The following is a 21,033-nucleotide window of genomic DNA, read 5'->3' on the forward strand; positions in this document are numbered from 1 at the left end:
GTTAATGCAAATGTTATTCCTTTTCAGGTATTCAAGACCATCCACTTCACTTTATCATTCTTACTATTACCTCAATTAGACTATCCTTTATGTTTACCATTATTCAGTCGCACCGTACCGAAAACCTTGTTGATCAACTGCTCGTGCAATATCAATCAAAGAGCCAGAATATTTTTGAGCCTTTTATCGTTATTGTGCCTTCTATGGTATTGGGTGACTGGTTGGATAAAACCATTGCCAGTCGCGCTGGGATTAGTACTTTGGTGCGTACGAAGTTTTGGGGTCAATATCAGTGGACGCTCATGCAGGATGTGTTAACCCGCCATAACGCGTCTTTGTTAGAGCATAACCCTGAAGCAGTAATATTGAATGTGCCTGAAGTTGCGGTACTTTCACCCACGGTGATGCAGTGGCGCCTGTTCGGCTACCTAACCTACTATCAAGCGTTGATTGTCAATGATGACACCCATCCTGTGAACCCACTGCTGGTATCTTTGATTGGTGAGTCACAAGAAGGCACGGGGCAAGACACTATACAACAAGATAAGACACAACAAGACGCGCGCATTTGGCAGCTGGCAAGTGATTTGGCGAGAGTCTTTAACCGTTACTTGACTCACCGTGAGGATTGGCTGGCGCTATGGTCGCATAACAAGTCGCTCAATGTGGATGAGTTAATCGCAGATAAAGATGCGTTGTCCCTACGTTTTGATCAGTATGCGCGCGGTACGCCTGAGTGGTTGGTGGCGCACTATGTAGAATTAGAGATTGCACAGCGATTCTTGTGGTCGCATCTATTTGCTGATGTACATCAGCACCGTGTGGCAATTGAGAATACCTTTTGGTCAGCTTTAGAAGAAAACAAGGCAAATGAACGTGAGCAGTTGCCCAAAGTGCTGCGTATTTTTACCATTCAGCAATTGCCACAGACCGAGCTCGACTTTTTGCAGCGCTTGTCGAAATATATGAATATTACACTATTGCACTACAATCCCTCAAAGCTGTTTTGGGCAGATATTGTTGATAAATCGTGGCTACAGCGTCAGCAGATCATTAATCCTGAAAGCGTGTTTTTGCGTGATTACGGGCACAGTTTGCTGTCGCGTTTAGGAAAGCAGTCACGCGATACTTTTGCCATGCTGGCCAATTTGTCGGGTAATGAGCAATACCAAGATGCGCTTGTGGAGTGGCAAGATAACTTTGATAGTGGCGTGGATGAGAGTATTTATGATGACGATTTCAGTGCCCAAGATGCACAAAATAGTCCAAGTTTATTGCGCCGTTTGCAAAACGATGTGTTGATGCTTGACGAGCAATCAACCCAACAAGCGACAGCGGCAAAAGTCTCAGAGGCCGTCAGCAACCAAATAGCATTGGATTTTGAGCAAGAAACGTCATGGTATGACGATGAGGTACTAGAAAATAAGCACTTTGAAAAAGATCGTTTTTGGGCAATCTCTTCTCAAGATAATAGCCTAAGCATACATTCTTGTCATAACTTGCAGCGGCAACTTGAAGTACTGCGCATTATGATTGGACGCTGGCTAAATGAGCCCATCAAATCTGGTGAGAAAAAACGCCATATATCCGATATTGTGGTGTTGCTACCTGATGTTGAGCGTCATCATGCGCTAATTAGCTCTATTTTCGTCAATGGCAGAGGACAAGATGGTTTGACTTTACCTGCTAAGGTGACTGGTGTTGTCGATGCTGACATTCGCCAGTTATGGGAAGCGATTATTGGGTTCTATAAGTTGTTGGGCAGTCCTAGCGCTCGTTTTGAAGCGGCTGAGGTTTTAGACTGGCTGATGCTGCCGCCTTTATTTGAGAGTTTTGGGTTGACCCATGAGCAAATGAGCCGTGGTTGTGATTTGTTGGTGGAAGCTGGATTTATCCGCGGGTTTGACGAGCTGCATCTAAAGCAGACCCTAGACGTCAATGACTATGATTATCGCTTTAGCTTTGCACAAGCATTAGACAGATTGACCTTGGGGTTAATCATGCCAGAGGCGAGTATGAGCGATTGTCTATACCCTTTGCATGAAGATGAATGGCCAAGTACGGCTGTGCCTGAGATGAGCTTACCACTAGCGCAAGTGAGTCTAAATGATGCCATTATTGTAGAAGCGCTTTGCCGTATCTATACTGGCTTAGTCGCACGACGTGATGACCACACACAAAAAATGAAAGCGGAAGATTGGCTAGATCAGATTGAGACCCAAGTTATCCATCGATACTTTGGCGATGTCGATCAAACACGCACGATGCGCGCTATCTATAATGCGATGAACGGCTTTAAATCGAGCTTACGTGCCAATCGCCATTATAGACAATACTCTAGTGGTGATAGCAATAGGATAGAAGTTGAGCAAAGGCTGGCAGGCGTCGAGCAATTGCCACTAAAGCTGAGCTTTATGCTAGACAGTATCGAAGCTGAGCTTGAGAGCCAGCAAGTCAGTGCTGAGCCGACTGGCGTGATTACTTTTGGCCGATTTGGCGCACTAAGGAACGTACCATTTGAGTTAGTGGTCATGCTCAATATGGATCTCTCTGAGTTTCCTGGGCGCGACCGTGACAACCGATATGATTTGATGAAAGCGACCAATTCACGGCGCGGTGATAGAGTCAGTGAGGATGATGATAACGGGGCATTTTTGGATGCGCTACTATGCGCACGTAGCGCATGCTGGATATTCTACAATGGCCAAAGCCTGACTGACACTCATGAGCATCTACCAGCGAACCCAGTGAGTGAGCTGCTACAGTTTTTACAAGGTGAGGTACAGTGGCAGGTCAACTCTCTTGATACTCTGCCTGAAAGTATTGATCCAACGACAGAGAGTCTTAAGCGTTATTTACCAAAGCTGATTAAGCAGTGGCTGGTCACTGATCATCCAGCACTACCTTTTCACAAGAGCTTGTTTGAAGCAGATATTGAAGAGGTTTCTGAGCAAAAGACTAATACGTCTAATGCCAATGTTGATCCAAGCAATACGTCTGATGATGTTAGAGATAGCAACCCTGATACTGCAGCAGCCGATGAGCTAGATAGGTTGCTAAATAAAGCCATGCGCAAAACCAAACTGGCTCAGAAAAAACAATTTCCGCCTGCACCGCTCTGGCAAGCGGTGTTTGAGACGCTACAGGAAAGAGTGTCTAGTAAGACTCAGCAATTGATTGGCTTACCCACAAAAGCACAGTACGAAGCCATGGCTCACATGTTTGGGCACAGCTTTGGTCAGCTAGGACAAGTAGACAATCAAACCGTGTCTACATTGGCTAATATGTTTGGATTAGATACCGCTAATGCTAATGATGTCAGTGATATGAACCAAGCGATGCGCGACACCGTATCTAACATTGGCGAGATAGATATTGAGGGTATGCTGGTGTATCAAGTTCGCCATCCTGCCAAAGCGTTTTTGCGTACTCAAAAGGTGCATGTGGTACAAGGTGAGGAAGCGATGGCGCATCAAGAGCCATTATTTTTGGATCACCTGACAACCTACCAAATCAAAGATTATTTGATTAAAGAGATGGCAGTAGCGACAGCTGATAACACTACTCAGCAAGATAGCTCAACTTTGATGTATCAAAAAATCATACCAGCAGGGGTGGCGCGCCAAACCACGTTGCCCAACCAACAACAAAAACTACAGCAGCAGTGCCTAGAGTTTGAAGAGCAATTAATCGCTAATGGCTTTGGTGAGAGTATTGTACCTAATGCAGGTATTACAGATTTGTATCTACTGACACCCACCGCAGAGTACCCCGTTCAGATAGAGCTGGCAGCTATAATTAATCGTGTAAATAATGATGCAAGCAGTCAAATAGATACAGACGCATGGCTCAAAATCCTACCCAGATCTATTAAGATAAAAGGCCTAGTGCCGCTGTTAACGCCAATGCTATCACCAACATCAGTACTATTAGATACCCATGATAAAAGCGCTCATACTCAGGCAGGCGTAACCTATGCCGAGCAATCACCTAAGCAGTGGTTAAATATACTGCCCAATTCTGCCAGTCCAAAACATCTACTCAAGTTTTGGTTGTCTCATCTATATTGGCAGGTTGCCAGACGTACCACTGCTGAGCAGGTGGTGTTAAATGATGGGGCAAGTATTTGGCGCTTTAATAAGTCTAGCTCAAAAGTAGATGCCTACAAAAATTTCATCGCATTTAAACTAAGTCCAATCGTCTATGAAGATGCGGTACTTGAGCTGATAAAGTGGGCAATTTTTGGCAACCTATCAGGTCAAACCCCCATTACATTACTGCCTGAGTATGCGTTAAATTATCTGGCTAAGTGCTTAAAATCGCAAGCAGATGATAATGAAAGCGGCAATTATTGGCCAAAACGAGCAGACTTCTCAGACTGGCTAAGACCTAGTTATAACTCAGACACGGTATACGATACTTGCTCTCAACATGCTATTTGGCAATACGTATTGCGTGACCAAGATGCCTTTAAAGCTTTAACCACGGCATTGACCACTTTGGCGCAACCACTGTATAAGCCGATGTTTACTGCACTAAAAGGATTGAATAGCTAGCCCTTAGTGTGTCTTTTATCCTCTTGCTCTTATAGATAATAATCAAAAGTATACGCCCATATGACAGATTTTACCGACATAACCAATACCGTTGATATCTCTATACAACCGCATTTATTTGATGAGTATCCAAATGAATTTGATGACTCGACTGCTATAGTCGAGCCCAAAGTAGATGTGACACCAGCGGTTGCTGTTGCATTAACGGGTCGTCATCTTATCGAAGCCTCAGCGGGTACGGGCAAGACTTGGACGCTGACTGGCATTGTGCTGCGTTTATTGATTGAAGCGCGGCGTGCGCCAGAGCAAATCATTGCCACGACCTTTACTCGAGCCGCCGCCGCCGAAATGCGTCAGCGCATCCACGACCGTCTGGTAGAGTTTTATCAGCTATTACAATGGGTCAATAACCTGAGTGCGAATACCAATAATAAAGATAACTTATATCCCAGCATATTGCAGGTACTGCCTGACAGTGACGATAACAACAAAGGTAAACCAGAAGGCAGTGATTCAAGTACTGAATTAAATGCTAAGACAGACGTTGATGGGTTCAATCAAGATATTGACCGTGATAAGCAGATGGCTAAGGGAAAGCGCGCACAGGTAAAAAAAGAGCGTGAGAAATGGTTAATCGAGCAAGCCGAACACGTACGCTTAGATGACATCATGCAAGATCCAGTGAACCTGCACTTGGTCGGTTATCTATTAGATCATGTATACAGCTATCCGATGGCAGAGGCGATCAGGCGCACCGCGCTGGTATTAACCACGTTGGACAAACTCTTCGTCGGTACGCTTGATAGCTTGGCGCAAAAATGGCTGACGGAGTACAGTAGCGAAACCGGTCATCAGCAAGGCATGGCGATTATCGAAGACAGCAGTATCGAGCAGGTTACTGACAGCATCATCCATGATGAGCTGCGTCAGTTTCAAAGCCGTTTGTATCATGAGCAGCCTAAATTATATGCACTTATGGATCAGCAAGGTAAGCTGACTGAAGTGCATGATCATAAAAAATTCGTTTCTCGCTCGCTGAATTTTATTTCTGCGCCGATTGATGAGATAAAACTAGAGCAAGGGTTTGACTTTGATGCGTATGAAAAGCTGATTCATGATTTTGCCCAGTTAGATTTAGCAGACATTCAAACCTATCTAAATCCTGATTATAGGAAGTCTCAAGGGTTTAATGGACGTTCCAATTTATATAAACAGTTCGATGCTATTGTTGATGTCCATCAAAAAGTAGCGCAATATCAGCTAGCATTTAACAGTCATTTAAACGAGCGTGAAAATAAGATTCTGACCTCTTTGCAGGATGCCAGATATCCAAATGAAGATGGCAAAATTAAGAATTTTAATAAAGATCGAGAAAAAGAGCATCAGACCCTTTTTGAGTCAGAGACCATCAGTAAGTTGATGGCGCTCTTAGATATGATCGAAGGGCTAAATCAGCATATCCTATTGGTTTTAGCTAATCTTAATCGTCATATCGTGCTTGCAGTACGTGACAGACTGCCCGTTATCTTAGAGGAGCGAGGGGAGACGACCTTTAGTCTGCAAATGGTGCGCTTAAACCAAGCATTAACAGGTCGGCAGGGGGATAAGCTGGCGCGTTATATTCGTCACCATTATCCAATTGCCTTAATTGATGAGTCGCAAGATATCAATGGCGAGCAAGCCATTATGATCGAAAGCATCTATTTGCCAAAGCGAAAAGGTAAACAGTCAGATAATGACAAGCAATCTACCACTAAGAAATCCAATCATGAGTTTCTATTGCTGGTTGGTGACCCAAAGCAGGCGATTTATGGGTTTCGTGGCGGTGACGTGACCAACTATAACTATATGAAAGCGCAGTTTGACAAAAGTACTGTTTGGACACTCAACACTAACCGGCGCTCCACCCTCAGCTTGATTAATTCACTCAACTGCTGGTTTGGTATGCCAGAAGCAAAGACTGCCGAAAATAAGCAGGCGCAGCTGGGTAGCGGTATTTATTATCAGCATAGCAAAGCCTCAAAAGAGCAGAGTAAATTGTCTTGGTTTAAGGATTTGGGCATCCAAGATAGTAGTTTGGTGACTGAGGTGCTCTCTCCTCAGCCAGTGAGCGTATTACACCTACCGAATGGCAAAGAGGGTGAGCTTGACTATGATGAGTATGAAATCACTGCACGCCACATAGCCATTTTGCTTAATAGTGGTCAGACATTAAAAGATAAGCCAATTCAGCCGAGTGATATTGGGGTGCTGGCACGTACCAAAAAAGACTTAAAACAGGTTGAAGATGAGCTAGTCAAACTGGGCGTACCCACCTTGACCACCAGTGATGTCAGTATTTTTGAAACGATTATGGCAGAGGATGTCGCAGCGCTACTCAGTGCCATGCTATACCCGTATCGTCATGACATGATCAATCGAGTATTGACCAGTCATCTATATGGACTGAGTATTAAAGACATCAAAGCGATGATGACGGATTATGAGTCAGGTGTGGTTGAGAATGACAACAGACTTACTGGCATCAACCTAAACGATAATGATGTTCAAAATACAGAGAATAAAAAAAGCTATCAAGATTTTATTACCTATCTAAAAGAAGGCGCACAGCGCTGGCAGCATTTTGGTATCTTATCGGCGCTGCATTACTTATTAGATAAAAGCCCCATGCAACTACAAGGCGTTTGGCAAGCGCTGGCATCTCATCCAGAAGGCGATCGACATATCATGGATTTGCGTCATGTGATGGACATATTGGCACAGTATGGCCTAGGCATGGGTGAGCATGAGCTATTAGCTTGGTTTAGACAGCATATAGAGGCCGCACCCAATAGTGATTGGGCCAAGCAGTATCCGCTACCCACAGAGTCTGGCGTGCAGCTTATGACCATTCATAAGTCAAAAGGACTTGAGTTTCCCATCGTCTATGTACTGGGTATGGGAGATGCCAGTAGGAAGTCAGGCAACAAAGAAGACTATGGACTGTATCTATATAATGCTCAGCAAGCGCCTTCAGCGTTAGTACAGCAATCCATAGAAGATCAGTCAATCGGTAATCAGCGTCGTTTCTCACCATTGCAAAGCTCTGCAACTAAAGAGGATTACTACACGGATATCGAGACAAACGAGGGTTTTGATGAGCTACGCCGACTTGGTTATGTTGCATTCACTCGTGCTAGCGAGCAACTTTATGTGGTGTTGCGAGATCCGAATGACACAAGAGATATGAAGCGCAAACCGGTATTTTATTGGTTTGACTCTCCAGAAGCAAAGTTTGAACTGCCTGATAACCTTAAAGGCACGATAGGTATGCTCAGAGGTCATAAGGTTAATGATTTCTATGATAGTCATTATTCTAAAACAGTGACTTCAATGGATACCAAGCCTATTACCATCGCACCTATGACAGAAGCTATTGAGTATGTTCCTTTTGCTGAGGTCATGAAAACGAATTATTTTTATGGTTGGGCTAAGACCAGCTTTACGGCTTTGGCCCGTCAGCTAGATGAATCAACTCAGGCAATGGCTGTTGTTGATGAGCGTATTGATGATGCTATAGATATTGATATGGCAGACGCTGCAATGTCGGTGGAGCCTTCACCTGATAGTAATGCGTCTATTGAAAAAATTGATGAGCTAAGTCTTAAGTCAGAAGAGGATATTCGCTTCACCTTTGTAAAAGGTGCTAATGCAGGTACGTTTTTGCATGAGATATTCGAAAAAATCGATTTCACTAATAAACTGCAGTGGTCTGGGGTCATTGATAGAGCGGTCAGTAGTTATCAATTACCGCTGGTGTATAGCAGTGCTGAACATCAAAGCCGTAGGTCACAGGGGAAGAGAGAAGGAGATAGTGACTCATTTGACTCTGAGTCAATAGATACGACAAAGCATGAGGCCTTGATTACTTGGATTGAAGAGGTGTTACGTACTCCGCTATTGGCATCCAATCAGCCCTTATGTGCTCTGAATGCAGGACAGCGATTTGCCGAATTAGAGTTTAATATGGGGTTGTCAGAGAGCTTTAAAGCAGAGGATATCAGCAAACTATTTCACGAGTATCTGCCCGATGAGATGGACAAACATGTCAATCTTGTACCGCAAAATAGAACGCACTTGTATCGTTACTTGCGCGGTGAAATCGATTTGGTTTATGAGCATACTGGCAAGTATTATGTGGTCGATTATAAGAGTAATTTTTTAGGAAATAGCCTAAGCGATTACAATGAAAATACACTTAAAAAAGCCATGTCTAAAGCGGGATATTGGCTACAGGCAGCAATTTATCAAGTAGCATTGCATCGATTCCTTTCAATGAGAATCACTGATTATGTAGGCAATGAAGCTAAGTATTTAGGTGCAGTAGAGTATGTTTTTCTAAGAGGGGTATATGACCCCTCTTATCAAACAGCTGATACCGTATCGCAAGATGCTAATAGAACTAGCAAATCGCCACACAACGGTCGCTATGGACTCGTGACTTGGGATATTCCAGTCGATTTTATCAAAGGTTTAGATGCGTTATTTGGTGTACCTGATTAGCAAGCCTACATAACGAATATCATTAATCAAAGATTCTAGAAAGATCAACCAGATCAAAATAGAGATAAGTATATCATGAGCAATAATAATAAAAGCAGTGCAGCAATGGGCTTACAAGAAAGCTGGGCTAGTAATATCAGTGATTATATTTTGCTACGCCGTGAGCAAACGCGTATAGCGTACGACGCGACGGATGCAAAGACGAGTAATGAGAGCAAACAGGTCGACAAGACAGCAGACGGTCATTTATTTAACGCATTGTTCATGATGTTAGCGACTCATTTGGAAGAGGGGCATACCGTATTGATCATTGAGGCCTCTGAGCATGAAGTACCATTGCAAGGTCAAATCAATGATGAGGTAACTACGCTATACGCTTGGCAGCAACAGTTATTAGAGATGCTAGCAATGCCAATATTTGCGCTCATAGATACCAAAAAAAATACGCAACCAGAAGATGAGTCTACCGCTGAAACGTCGCTATTTTTATTGCTAAACACGTTATTTAATAAGCGGGATCAGCTATGGACGCAGTTGGCGCTGAGCAATCATGAAAAGGATATGCTAACCAAGCGTTTTGATACGATTGCTACGTTATTTCAGCTATTGAAAAATACTGATGTCACTTCTTTCATGCGTTTAATTAGTGAACATAATTTGTTCGCTGAGGTTGGTACTGACATTAGTAGTAACAGTAAAGAAAATAGCCTAAGCAAAAATAATCAACCTATTGTTTACAAAGTAACTAACAATCAAAATTCGACAAACTCTATTACTTTCTGGCTACATCGTACATGGCAGGCCGAATTTAATTTAGCAAAAAATATCAACAATATTTTGAATCAAAAAGTAAGTCCTTTACAAATAGCAATACCTGAAAGTCTTCACGAAAATCAAGTAAAGGCGATTAATGTCGCTAATAACAACGCGTTTAGTATCATTACCGGTGGTCCAGGGACAGGTAAAACATACACCGTTGCTCAGTTAGTTATCGCCCTACAACAAGCGACAGAGAGTAGGGGTGATAATTCTGAAAATATTAGATTTAGTACGGATAGTGCGAGTCTAGCATTAGCAGCACCGACTGGTAAGGCAGCACAACGCATGCAAGAGTCTTTGCAAGCGGCTTTGGATGCAGTGGGTATCGATCTACAGCTGCAAGAAGCCAAAACCATCCACCGTTTGTTAGGTATTGGGCGGACGGGCAGACCTCGTTACAATGCCGATAATCCACTTGGCGAAGATATTATCATCGTTGATGAAGCCTCAATGCTAGGGGTTGAGTTGGCCAATTACCTGGTGAGTGCGGTAAAACCAGGGGCAAGACTTATATTGTTAGGAGATGCTAACCAGTTGGCAGCAGTCGATGCAGGGGCAGTATTGGCGGATTTATGCCGTATACCATTTCTACAACCCATTCATGCGGAGCTGACTGAGAGTCGCCGATTTAGCGCAGATTCAGGTATCGGTAAGCTTGCTTATCAAATTAATAAGTTAGAGACAGATACCCAAGACATTTGGCAGCTGTTAAGGCAGGATGAAGCGTTGAGTTTTCAACATGTAAATACACTGCAAACAAACGCACTTATAGATAATAAAGTAAAAAATAGCCTAAGTAATAAAATATTATTATCAAAAATTTCCTCAAATTACCAAAAATATCTAAAAAAGATTAAAAACCTATCAAATGATACGATAGAAAAATCCATACCAGAATCAATAAAAAATACAATTACACCATTAATGGAGACATTTAACGAGTTCAGAATTCTATGTGCTGGCCATAATGGTGAGTGGGGTGACCACTATATTAATAATTATCTCACTCAATGGCATCTTAGTGAGCTGAAGCTACCACTAGGTCAAAACACATGGTTCCATGGTCGACCTGTCATGGTTTTACAAAATAATTATGAGCTAGGCTTATTTAATGGTGACATCGGTTTTTGCCTACAAACAGGAGATGAAAGAAACCGATTAGAAGTGTTTTTTGAGAATAAAGAGCAGGGAATTGCGGTCAATCTACTAAACGAAGAGGTGATTGCCACAGCATATGCGATGACTATCCATAAGTCGCAGGGCTCTGAGTTTGATCATATTGCGATTACGTTTGATAATAGTCATGCAAGGTTGCTTAGCAAAGAGCTTATTTATACAGCGGTGACTCGTGCCAAAAAACAAGTGACTATATACAGTACAAAACACGCTTTTGAACAGGCCGTCCAAACACCGACTGAACGACATACGGGTTTAGCATTGCAGTTTTCTGAACTTGAATAGATGAATATTCAGAAACATAAAAAGAGGGCTAAAATTGCATAAATTTTATAAAGTGCTAGAGCGTATTAATGAAGTCATTTATAGGCCTAACGAACTAACTATAGCCTCAATGGAAGAGGAACAACAAAATCTAGAATATGCTGCTGGTACATTTGAACTAATGAATAAACTGGCTGTTAAAACGGTTAGATTTAGAGTTGCCAAGCAAACATCCACAAAAATAGGGCAGTTCGTTACTTTTTGGGAAAAGGGTTCCAAAGGTATTAATCAACCTTTCCAATATGATTCCTCGCCAGACTTATTGGTAGTCACTACATTTAAAGATAGCCATACATTTGGGCAATTTGTTTTTCCAAAAAATGTCTTACTTAGACATAATATTCTTCAGTCTCATTTTACAAAAGGTAAAATGGGTATAAGGGTGTATCCTAGCTGGGATAAGCCAACCAGTCATACCGCTTTAAAGACTCAAAGTTGGCAGCTCGATTATTTTTTCATGGTTGCTGATACAGGCATACTACCTATAGCAAAAATACGGGCATTATATGAGTAGAAAAATTAACAGTAAGCGTAAAATCCGAGCAATAAAAAAGCATCCGATTTGGATGCTTTTTTTAAATTAAATCAAAGAATTTAAATTTTATCTTCTTTGATGGCATAGATGCCAGGTAGATGACGTAAGTAACCATGGAAATCCATACCACAGCCGTAGACATAACGGTCTGCAACATTGATACCAACAAAATCAACATCAAAACCTTCAACTTTACGATCATGTTCTTTATTAAGCAGAACACAAGATTCAAGCGATAAAGGTTTTTCTTTACTCAATTCTTCAACAACGGCTTTTAGCGTGATGCCTTCATCAAAAATATCGTCAATTAACAAGACGTGCTCGCCCTCGATGCTAACATCAGGCTTGAATTTCCAATCAAGCTCATTGGTTCCTTCGTTATCACGATAGCGTGATGCATGAATATAATGCATGCGATGGTAGAACGTCAAATGAGTCAATAGTTGACCAGCTGGAATAAGTCCACCGTTCATAACAACCATAACGATTGGATTTAAACCAGCATAATGTAGGTTGAGTTGGGCGGCAAGGCGCTCATAAGCAGCAGCTACTTCGATACTGCTGATAAGGCACTCTGAGTTGCGTAATGTTTTTTCAATTTCTTGGTTGCTGATTTGGGTCATCGGGTGCGCCTTCGGTAAAAAGTGCCGCTTATTTTAGCAAATTTTAGTGAATTTGCCCAATACCATCTGTCTTTTGAGGCAAAATTAATCAAATACTGGCATTTATTCCGGCTTTTCTACGATGAAAGGGCGGTAATAGTTTGCCAAACGATTTAAAGAGCGATCAGGTAGGTCAGGTAGCAACTTATTTAAGGCCATACTCATGCCTTTATCAATAGCTGCTTTGGCAACTGGGACAGACTTACGTTTAATCATGCCAAGTTTTAGCGTTTCAGCATAGCGGCTGATAAAATGCGTTAATGTCTCTTCATTCATGGTCTCGAGTGCTTTTTTAAATGCTTTCATATCTACCTGCTCAGGTGTGATCGCAGCAAAGCCTTTTTCGATGGTTTGCGCATCTGCATCAGATAATTTAAAACCCACTCGTTTTACACCTTCATTATCAATAAAAGTTGCCCGATCTCTCAAGAAATGAAAGCTTGGCATCACTTCTTCGTTATTCTCTTTACCGAGTAGGATATTAAGTAGAGTGTCTGTTGCTTTTTCAACTGTGCTAACGATTTTGCGCATAGAGGCTTGACGTTCAGGGTTTGGGATAATATCCACTAATCCAATCAGCAGATTATCGATTAGATCACGTGCTGTTTGATGCGTCAGGGCATCACGATATGGGTAGTATTCTACCTCCTCATTTGAGGAAATCACTTGCTCAGCGTCAATGATTAGCTTTTTTAATTTTTCTGAAGGTACAAACCCAAAATAATGCGCCATGGTGCTTCCTTTATTTGTTGTTTTTCATGTTTAACTAGCGTTACATTCGTCGTTAAATCAGTTAGTATCTAAATGGGTTGCAGTCAAAGACTCACCATATGCTGACTAGTGACGTGTGCTAACTATAAAATGCAAAGCCTTATTAATAGATGATGATACTACAGTACTTCTATAAATGGCCTTTGGACAGGTGTGCTAAGTCACTAGTCGCCGACTAATTTAACATATTTTTTATATTCTAAATTAAAAAGCTTGAACTTATAAGGCTATCTATTACTTGTCTAAGGAGAGATAAGATGAATAGTGCAATCGTGCTAGTGTTTGCTGTTGCCGCTATGCTTTGCGGTTATCTGTTTTACTCAAAATTTATCGCCACTAAAATCTTGGCATTGGATAACAGTATCCCCACGCCAGCGCATACCATGAAAGATGGGGTAGATTATATCCCCACCAATAAATATGTGTTATGGGGACATCACTTTACTTCAGTCGCAGGAGCGGCTCCGATTATTGGCCCTGCCATTGCGGTGATTTGGGGCTGGGTGCCTGCTATCATTTGGGTGGTATTGGGCACTATTTTTATGGCGGGTGTCCACGACATGTCTGCCATTTGGGCAAGTATGCGTAATCGAGGTCAGTCGATTGGCTCGATTGCTGGTACCGTTATGGGTACACGTGTACGTAGCTTGATGATGATCGTGATATTTTTATTATTACTAATGGTGAATGCAGTATTCGGCGTTGCTATTGCTAATATGATGATAAAAACCCCGTCTGCTGTACTGCCCGTTTGGGGTGCTTTGATAGTCGCCTTTATCATCGGTCAGTGTATTTATCGCTATAAGATGAATCTGGTGTGGGTATCAATCATTGGGGTCACCGCTTTATATGGGCTTATTTATCTTGGTCCTATGTTCCCTATCGTATTACCTGAGACAGTCTTAGGGTTGCCTGATAATGCCGTTTGGATCATTATTTTATTTGCCTATGCGGCAATCGCTTCTTTGTTACCGGTCTGGATGCTATTGCAACCGCGCGATTATATCAATGGCTTACAGTTATTTGTCGGTCTGATTTTATTATACGCTGCTATCTTTATTGCTACGCCGAATATTGTCGCGCCAGCAATAAACACAGCATTGCCAGTTGGCACACCCTCTATGCTGCCTTTATTGTTTGTGACCATTGCTTGTGGTGCAATTTCAGGATTTCATGGGTTGGTGGCGACGGGTACGACGTCTAAGCAGATTGATAAAGAAGAAGATGTACGATTCGTTGGTTACTTCGGTGCCATGGGTGAAGGTATGCTGGCACTTGGCGCGATACTTGCCGCAACGGCAGGCTTTGCAACCCTTGGCGACTGGCAAGCAGTTTATCAAAAATTTGGCGATGGCTCTATTGGTGCCTTCATTGATGGTGGTGCGACCATATTGAATGCTGGCGTCGGCATTGATATCGTTTTATCACAGACGATGCTGACGGTAATGGCAGCATTGTTCGCTGGTACTACGATGGATACTGGGGTACGTCTGCAACGCTATATCTTCCAAGAGTTTGGTGAGATTTATAAACTGCCTGTACTGAATAAGAGTGTGGTGGCAACATTGCTTGCTGTTGGCAGCTGTCTGTTATTAGCGTTTGGTGCTGGTGGTATCGACGGCGCGGGCGGTATGATTATTTGGCCGCTATTTGGCACCACAAATCAGCTAATGGCAGCATTAACCTTGATGATTGTAACTGTCATCTTGTTACGTAAAGGCAAACCAGTGTGGTATACCTTAGGGCCATTGTCGTTCTTACTGGTCATGACTGTTTTTGCGTTATTGATTCAGCTAAAAACCTTTTTCAATGATGGCAATTGGCTGCTTATCATTATGGATATCATTATCTTGATAGCCACGATTTTAGTGACATTTGAGAGTCTATCGGTACTCCGTAAAGAATGGTCAATACATAAGGGCAAAAGCAAACTCTAAGCCATAGCGAATAAATAGTTAGATACTTACTGAAATACGATAAAAACGCTAGCAGCAATTGCTGGCGTTTTTTGTCTCATATAGGCATGATAGATAATAAGCATCCAAAAAAGAAGAATGATTATGGAAAACACGGATATAACAAAACCTATAAAAAACATTGAGCCATGGTGGCAACGGTTTGCCGCTGGTCTAAATGAGTTTTATCATGCGCCTTATCGTCAAACGATGGCACGCGCCGCACGTGATGAAGAAGATTTTTTTATGTTACTCATGTTTGCGGAAAGCTTAGGTATCGACAATCCTGCCAGCTTTTATACGCTAGAATTACAGCCATTATTTTTAGAAAATTTTCACGAATGGCATACACGTATGGGCATGGATAGATGTCCATTCGACCATGTCGGTTGCTGCTAACTTCCTTTTAATTAATTAAAATGAGATACAAGTATGGCATTACACCCTTTACATGGCTTGGTAGAGCAACTGGCGCCGCAGCCTATTATATTTATCGGTGGAAAGGGTGGTGTGGGGAAAACCACCACTGCCGCTGCACTTGCCAGCTATTACGCCAATCAAGGCAAAAAGACTTTGATTGTCTCAACCGACCCAGCACACAGCTTGGGCGATGTATTAAATACAAAGCTTAATAACGCAAAAACAGCAATATCACCTTATTTAGATGCCATCGAACTAAACCCTGATGTAATCGTTGACGAGCACTTTGCTCAAGTTGAGCGTACGATTACCTCCTATGCCAATCCAGATATGATGCCAAAAATTCGCGAGCATCTACGGCTATCAAAATCAGCGCCTGGCGCACAAGAAGCCGCCATGCTTGAATCCATGTGTCAGCACTTGGTTGCGGCAGCAGATGCTGGCTATGAGCATATAATTTTTGATACCGCGCCAACTGGGCATACATTGCGTTTATTGGTATTGCCAGAGATGATGGGTGCATGGACAGATGGACTACTTGCTCAGCAGCGTAGACAGGCTAAATTGCGCTCGGTAGCGACGCATTTGGATAGTCATAATCAAAAAGGCAATCAAACAAAGAACCATCAAAACGATGTGGCAAATCCATTTGCGACAAAAAAATCTGATCGCTGGGAACAAGCAGTATCCGTTTTAGAAAAGCGCAAGCAGTTGTTTCGCCAAGCAGGGTTGCTGCTGCATGATCGTACACAAACGGCGATTGTGTTGGTTATGACTGCCGATGTATTGCCGTTGGCTGAGACCAAACGAGCTATCGAACAGCTAGAAGACAGTAAGCTCACGCCAGCAGCAATAGTCATCAATCAATTGATATCAACGACGCAGTCAGATGAGTTTTGGCGTCGTCGTGCTGAGCGCCAGCAGCAATTAATGCAGGATATCGAAAAGAATTTTTCTAAGTACCCCTTGTATCCAATTTATCTGCAGCAAACAGACGTACGCGGAACAGATGCATTAAGTAGGTTATTAAGTACAGTAAGTCAGTAACAGTATTATCCATAGCATAGTGAATAATTAAGACTCACGCTTGTAGGACTGTAATTTGCCCGACAGCGACCATGCCATATCCGCACGCAGTAACTGCGCCTGTTCAGACTTACCACTGCTAAGCGATGACCATTGCGGTTTACCACGGGCTTTTTTTAGCTCACTGGGTAATTTATTCGCAGGCCATACAGTAATAGAATTGCTATCTTCATCGGCATTATTATTGTAACTGCCATTATTTGACGATGCATCAAGGCTGTTTTTCTCGCCTTTATATAATAGTTGAGTAGCAGCATGGCCGCGATGGCGTAGGGCAGTGAGTAAGTCGATCGCTCGCGTTGCTAGCAATGTCAACGTCGCAGGATCGATATACAAGCGTTTTACCCCAGTGAGCCTATCTGCAATATTACTGGTATTAGATAGTAACCCGCCTGCAATACCACCTATCGCTGCACCCAAGCCCAATGTCGTGCCAAGCGCTGCTGCATCAATACCCAATCCTAGAAGCGCACCAGCTGCTGCACCAGACGTCGTACGAATACCATAGCTCTTGAGCAGCTCAGGATCGAATGGATCTTGCTGATATGCTTGTAATTCAAGTGGGGTTGCTGCAACTGCGTTATCATAAAATTTATACAGGTTAAGAAGATTGTACTGCATCGCCCGTTCACTTTGTCTCACGGCTTCTTGCATTTGTTCTAAGACTGGCATTGGGTCGTCATCTTCACTAATCTCACGAACAAAAGCGGCAACATTGATTAAAAAATCAGCAATAATGATATTGGCCTCGTCATACAGTTGCGCCCAGTCTTCAGTGCGCCGTGCCATTAATTTCTCAAGCATCTCAGAGTGGGTAAGCATGGTGGCTAAATTCTGCCATAAGCGCATTTCATCTTCAAATTCAAAAGCAACGGAATCAAAGCGTGTGGAAATATGTAAATTGCGTCTTGCCAGCATGGTCTGCCAATCATCAATATTGGCATTCTGACTGTCGGTAAAGTTAAAAACAGGCATGACAGGAATGGCTGCCCAAGACAAAATAGCCAGCTCGTCTTTATATTTACCCAATACTGGCTCACGAGCATCTACCACATAGATAGCCATATCACTTGCCAGCAGCTGCCGAATTACTTTGGCTTCTTGGCTGTAGTCGTAGCTGTCTGAAACTCTGCTACTATCTATACTTTGAGCAATATCAGCGGCCAAAAATTGCTGCAAGCGCTCAATACCATCACGTCGACTGGCGGTATTGTCCTCCAGCCAATCCATGAGTCCTGAGGCATCCTCTAAACCAGGTGTGTCGTATAACGCCACTAGCACCTCGCCAGTTTGACTGTCTGTCAACCTTGCTTGCTCAACGTGGCGCGTGGTCGCCGCTTCATTTTTGACTTCACCAAAATACACATCACGTAGTAATGTGCGCAGTATGGATGTCTTACCAGTATTGGTATGGCCAACGACGGCCAATTTGAGTGCTTCACCACTGGCGATGGTTTTCTTTGTCATATTTGTCGTTACGGCTGCTGTTGATGGCTCAGTTGGTAAAGGTCGATTGTCCTGAGTTACAGGCGGATTTGAGTTGTCAGGAGTTGGCTCATAAGCCTTGTCTGCAAAGAGACCAGCAGGCTTATTGTGCTCATAATTCTCTTTTTTATTATCATTATTCATAATAGCGTCTTATATTTATTAATGGCCAAAACATACAGTGGTGATCTATTGTAAAAAAATCTACGGAAATTCAGCTTTAGTATCGATATTAAGAGTCCATATTCACTAAGCCAATTTTTCGGGCAGACAAGGCGGTTTGCCACTGCTGATAACGAACATCTTGATGGTTTGCAACCTGCTTGGTTAACTCTAAAGCGCTTGAATCACTCAGCAGCTGCACAATAAGTCCGTCTTTTGCATGGCTAGCGATTTGATCAAGTTTACGTAGCGTACCGCGGTCAGGGAGCGCTTTGCTATGAATACCCAACAAAACTTGCACCGGATGATCATCTAAATATTTTTTGAGGCGTGCCATATCATCGCGGTCATCAATAATGCCAAAATTTTCAATATCGCTATCCATGTTGATATCTGCATTAAGCCCCGACTGCCACCAGTGATTCTGCTCTGATGGATACTCAAGCAAAGCCACCAGTTTCTTGCCAGCGCTGACTTGGGCTTTTGGGGCAATAGGGACGGACGCTTCATTATTAAAGTCATCAGCATCTACCACCTGACGCTGCCAAAAATTCAAAATCTTTTGATAATAGGGCTGTTTGATGTCTAAACGCATTTTTTTGCGACGAAACATCAATGCGCAAAACGCCCAAGCAATCGCTCTTGGTACAATACCGTACATCAGCAAGCTACCAACCAATAAGCCTGCCCATTGCCGTGCGACAGCCAATGGCATCGCATCAGTCACCAAGCGGCTCTGTACAATAGCGGTACTATCCGGCACATCAAATCCCACCATACTTGGTAGCCAGCCAAGTAACTGTGTCAAAGTAATCAGTGCCTGATCGGATAGTAAAGTTGACTCCCAGCTAAAACTATACTGACGGACAATCAACAAAAAGATAATCGCCAGCAGCATACCCGTCAACGTTGCCAGCCATAACTGATGACTAAATCGCCCCAAATACCAGCGCATCCCGCTATGCTGTAATTGGCGCTCATACAGATCAACAGCCGCCTTGGTGACATCATCCTTACCACGTATGAGATAACTGGGACTGACAAAGTTGGCAAACCAATTCGAGGATTGCTTGCCTTGATTAATCACGGTCATCACCAGCCAGCCCAACAGCATAATGGTATGAAACCCTAGTAGGCAGACAAGTACGTAAAAGAAATTTACCACATTGGTCTGTAGTAAGGTAAATAAGCCCAAAAATCCCGATAGACACCACAGCACGCTCATGACTACCATGAGGCCTTTAATACGACCGTCAATTTTGCCCAATACTCGTGCCAGCTCACCGTTACTATCGATACGTGAGGCTCGGCGGTGCAATTTTTGAATGGGCTTGCCATCCTCACCTTGTAGCTTTTCCGTGATAAGTAGCGGGTCAGTGGCAAAGACATGTTGCTGAGTCTCAAGCGTGCGTACCAACTCAGTCAATTGATCTTGGGGTGATAGCATAATGCAATAACATCCATATAAAAGCGTTTATGTAGGAGATGATTTTTGATTATTGTAGCGTATATATAATACTGATGACGTCTATTATTTTGAGAGGATACTAGCCAAATGTTAGCAAACGGACATTGATTAAGCATTTTTATCATGGTAAAGACAATAAAAATCAGCCAAAATAAATAATGCACAGAATGATAATGACAAGGGTAAAAAACGCTGTTAAAAAAGAATCCAAAAAAGGAATCGTTATGAATAACAGAGCGTATCTAATCGTTGGTGGTACAGGCGGCATTGGTAGAGCGATGATCAAGCAATTAGTAGATAACACTGCCAGTGACAATGACAATAAGAAGACCGATAATGGTGAAAAACAAGATATCCATGTTTTTGCCACTTATCATCGAAACATACCTGATTTTGAGGCAGACAATCTGCATTGGATATCCATGAACATCTGTGACGAACAAAGTATCCAGCAAGCAGCCAAGGTCATTCAGCAGCAAACCCCTCATATTGATTGGATTATCAATTGTGCAGGATTGTTGCATACGGCGACGCAGCAGCCAGAAAAAGCACTGCGTCAGGTTGATACTGAGTTCTTTTTACAGAATATGCAAGTGAATGCCTTAGCTAGCTTGCTTATAGCCAAACATTTTAGACCCCTATTAGCCAAATCTGCGCGTAGTAATGACAAGCCCGCAGTTTTTGCGACGATTTCCGCGCGCGTTGGTAGTATCAGTGACAATCAATTGGGCGGCTGGTATAGCTATCGTATGAGTAAAGCGGCACTCAATATGGGCATGAAAAATCTGAGCATTGAATGGAATCGCTCGCTTAAAGACGTGTGCGTGGTTGTCATGCAGCCAGGGACGGTGAATACGCAACTATCCGCACCTTTCCAAGGCAATGTGGCTGAAGGTCAGTTATTTTCGCCAGCCTATAGTGCAGAATGCTTATTAGAAGTACTTAACCGTATGACAGCTGCGCAATCAGGAAGCTTTGTTGACTGGGCAGGGGAATCCATACCTTGGTAGCGCTAAACGATTAAAAGGTTCATAAAGCCAATTCAATAGATAAAAACAGGGCGTGTCGTTGT

At 42.8% G+C, this 21,033-nt stretch carries 12 protein-coding genes; 8 read left to right on the plus strand and 4 right to left on the minus strand.

The window, feature by feature from the left end; translation table 11 throughout:
• Positions 1-89: 89 nt before the first annotated feature.
• From JFC10_RS08200 to JFC10_RS08215, 4 genes are all read left to right on the plus strand, one after another.
• Positions 90-4,556, plus strand: coding sequence for an exodeoxyribonuclease V subunit gamma (locus JFC10_RS08200; protein WP_198332436.1), 4,467 nt, complete (start codon positions 90-92; stop codon positions 4,554-4,556).
• Between the two features lie 60 nt (positions 4,557-4,616).
• Positions 4,617-9,098, plus strand: a complete 4,482-nt coding sequence (locus tag JFC10_RS08205; protein WP_198332437.1) for a UvrD-helicase domain-containing protein — start codon at positions 4,617-4,619, stop codon at positions 9,096-9,098.
• Between the two features lie 72 nt (positions 9,099-9,170).
• A complete protein-coding gene (gene recD / locus JFC10_RS08210; protein WP_198332465.1) occupies positions 9,171-11,378 on the plus strand; it encodes an exodeoxyribonuclease V subunit alpha in 2,208 nt (735 codons plus the stop codon).
• 34 nt (positions 11,379-11,412) lie between these two features.
• Complete coding sequence (locus JFC10_RS08215) at positions 11,413-11,931, plus strand: MepB family protein (protein ID WP_198332438.1); 519 nt, start codon at positions 11,413-11,415, stop codon at positions 11,929-11,931.
• A gap of 80 nt (positions 11,932-12,011) precedes the next feature.
• Here the strand turns inward: JFC10_RS08215 and JFC10_RS08220 are convergent, their stop codons facing one another.
• Positions 12,012-12,575: a hypoxanthine-guanine phosphoribosyltransferase gene (locus JFC10_RS08220; RefSeq protein ID WP_193011342.1), complete on the minus strand. Its 564-nt coding sequence runs from the start codon at positions 12,573-12,575 to the stop codon at positions 12,012-12,014.
• A gap of 102 nt (positions 12,576-12,677) precedes the next feature.
• A complete protein-coding gene (locus JFC10_RS08225; RefSeq protein ID WP_198332439.1) occupies positions 12,678-13,346 on the minus strand; it encodes a hypothetical protein in 669 nt (222 codons plus the stop codon).
• Positions 13,347-13,642: 296 nt separating this feature from the next.
• Between JFC10_RS08225 and JFC10_RS08230 the strand changes: the two genes are divergently transcribed.
• The 3 genes from JFC10_RS08230 (at position 13,643) to JFC10_RS08240 (ending at position 16,807) form a co-directional block, all read left to right on the plus strand.
• Complete coding sequence (locus JFC10_RS08230) at positions 13,643-15,322, plus strand: carbon starvation CstA family protein (protein ID WP_193011344.1); 1,680 nt, start codon at positions 13,643-13,645, stop codon at positions 15,320-15,322.
• Positions 15,323-15,445: 123 nt separating this feature from the next.
• Complete coding sequence (locus JFC10_RS08235) at positions 15,446-15,739, plus strand: cory-CC-star protein (protein WP_045454674.1); 294 nt, start codon at positions 15,446-15,448, stop codon at positions 15,737-15,739.
• A gap of 33 nt (positions 15,740-15,772) precedes the next feature.
• Positions 15,773-16,807: an ArsA family ATPase gene (locus JFC10_RS08240; RefSeq protein ID WP_198332440.1), complete on the plus strand. Its 1,035-nt coding sequence runs from the start codon at positions 15,773-15,775 to the stop codon at positions 16,805-16,807.
• A gap of 27 nt (positions 16,808-16,834) precedes the next feature.
• On the opposite strand, the gene JFC10_RS08245 is transcribed toward JFC10_RS08240, so the two are convergent.
• Together JFC10_RS08245 and JFC10_RS08250 are read right to left on the minus strand one after the other, a co-directional pair.
• Positions 16,835-18,313 carry a DUF3482 domain-containing protein gene (locus JFC10_RS08245; protein WP_406947338.1) on the minus strand — a complete coding sequence of 493 codons (1,479 nt, stop codon included), beginning with the start codon at positions 18,311-18,313 and terminating at the stop codon, positions 16,835-16,837.
• A gap of 250 nt (positions 18,314-18,563) precedes the next feature.
• Positions 18,564-19,940 carry a DUF2868 domain-containing protein gene (locus tag JFC10_RS08250; protein WP_198332442.1) on the minus strand — a complete coding sequence of 459 codons (1,377 nt, stop codon included), beginning with the start codon at positions 19,938-19,940 and terminating at the stop codon, positions 18,564-18,566.
• Positions 19,941-20,185: 245 nt separating this feature from the next.
• Here JFC10_RS08250 and JFC10_RS08255 point away from each other — a divergent pair, with 245 nt between their 5' ends.
• Entirely contained in the window at positions 20,186-20,971 is a 786-nt protein-coding gene (locus JFC10_RS08255) for an SDR family oxidoreductase (RefSeq protein WP_198332443.1), read from the plus strand.
• Positions 20,972-21,033: the final 62 nt, after the last annotated feature.

Source organism: Psychrobacter aquimaris (assembly GCF_016107525.1).
GTDB lineage: Bacteria > Pseudomonadota > Gammaproteobacteria > Pseudomonadales > Moraxellaceae > Psychrobacter > Psychrobacter aquimaris.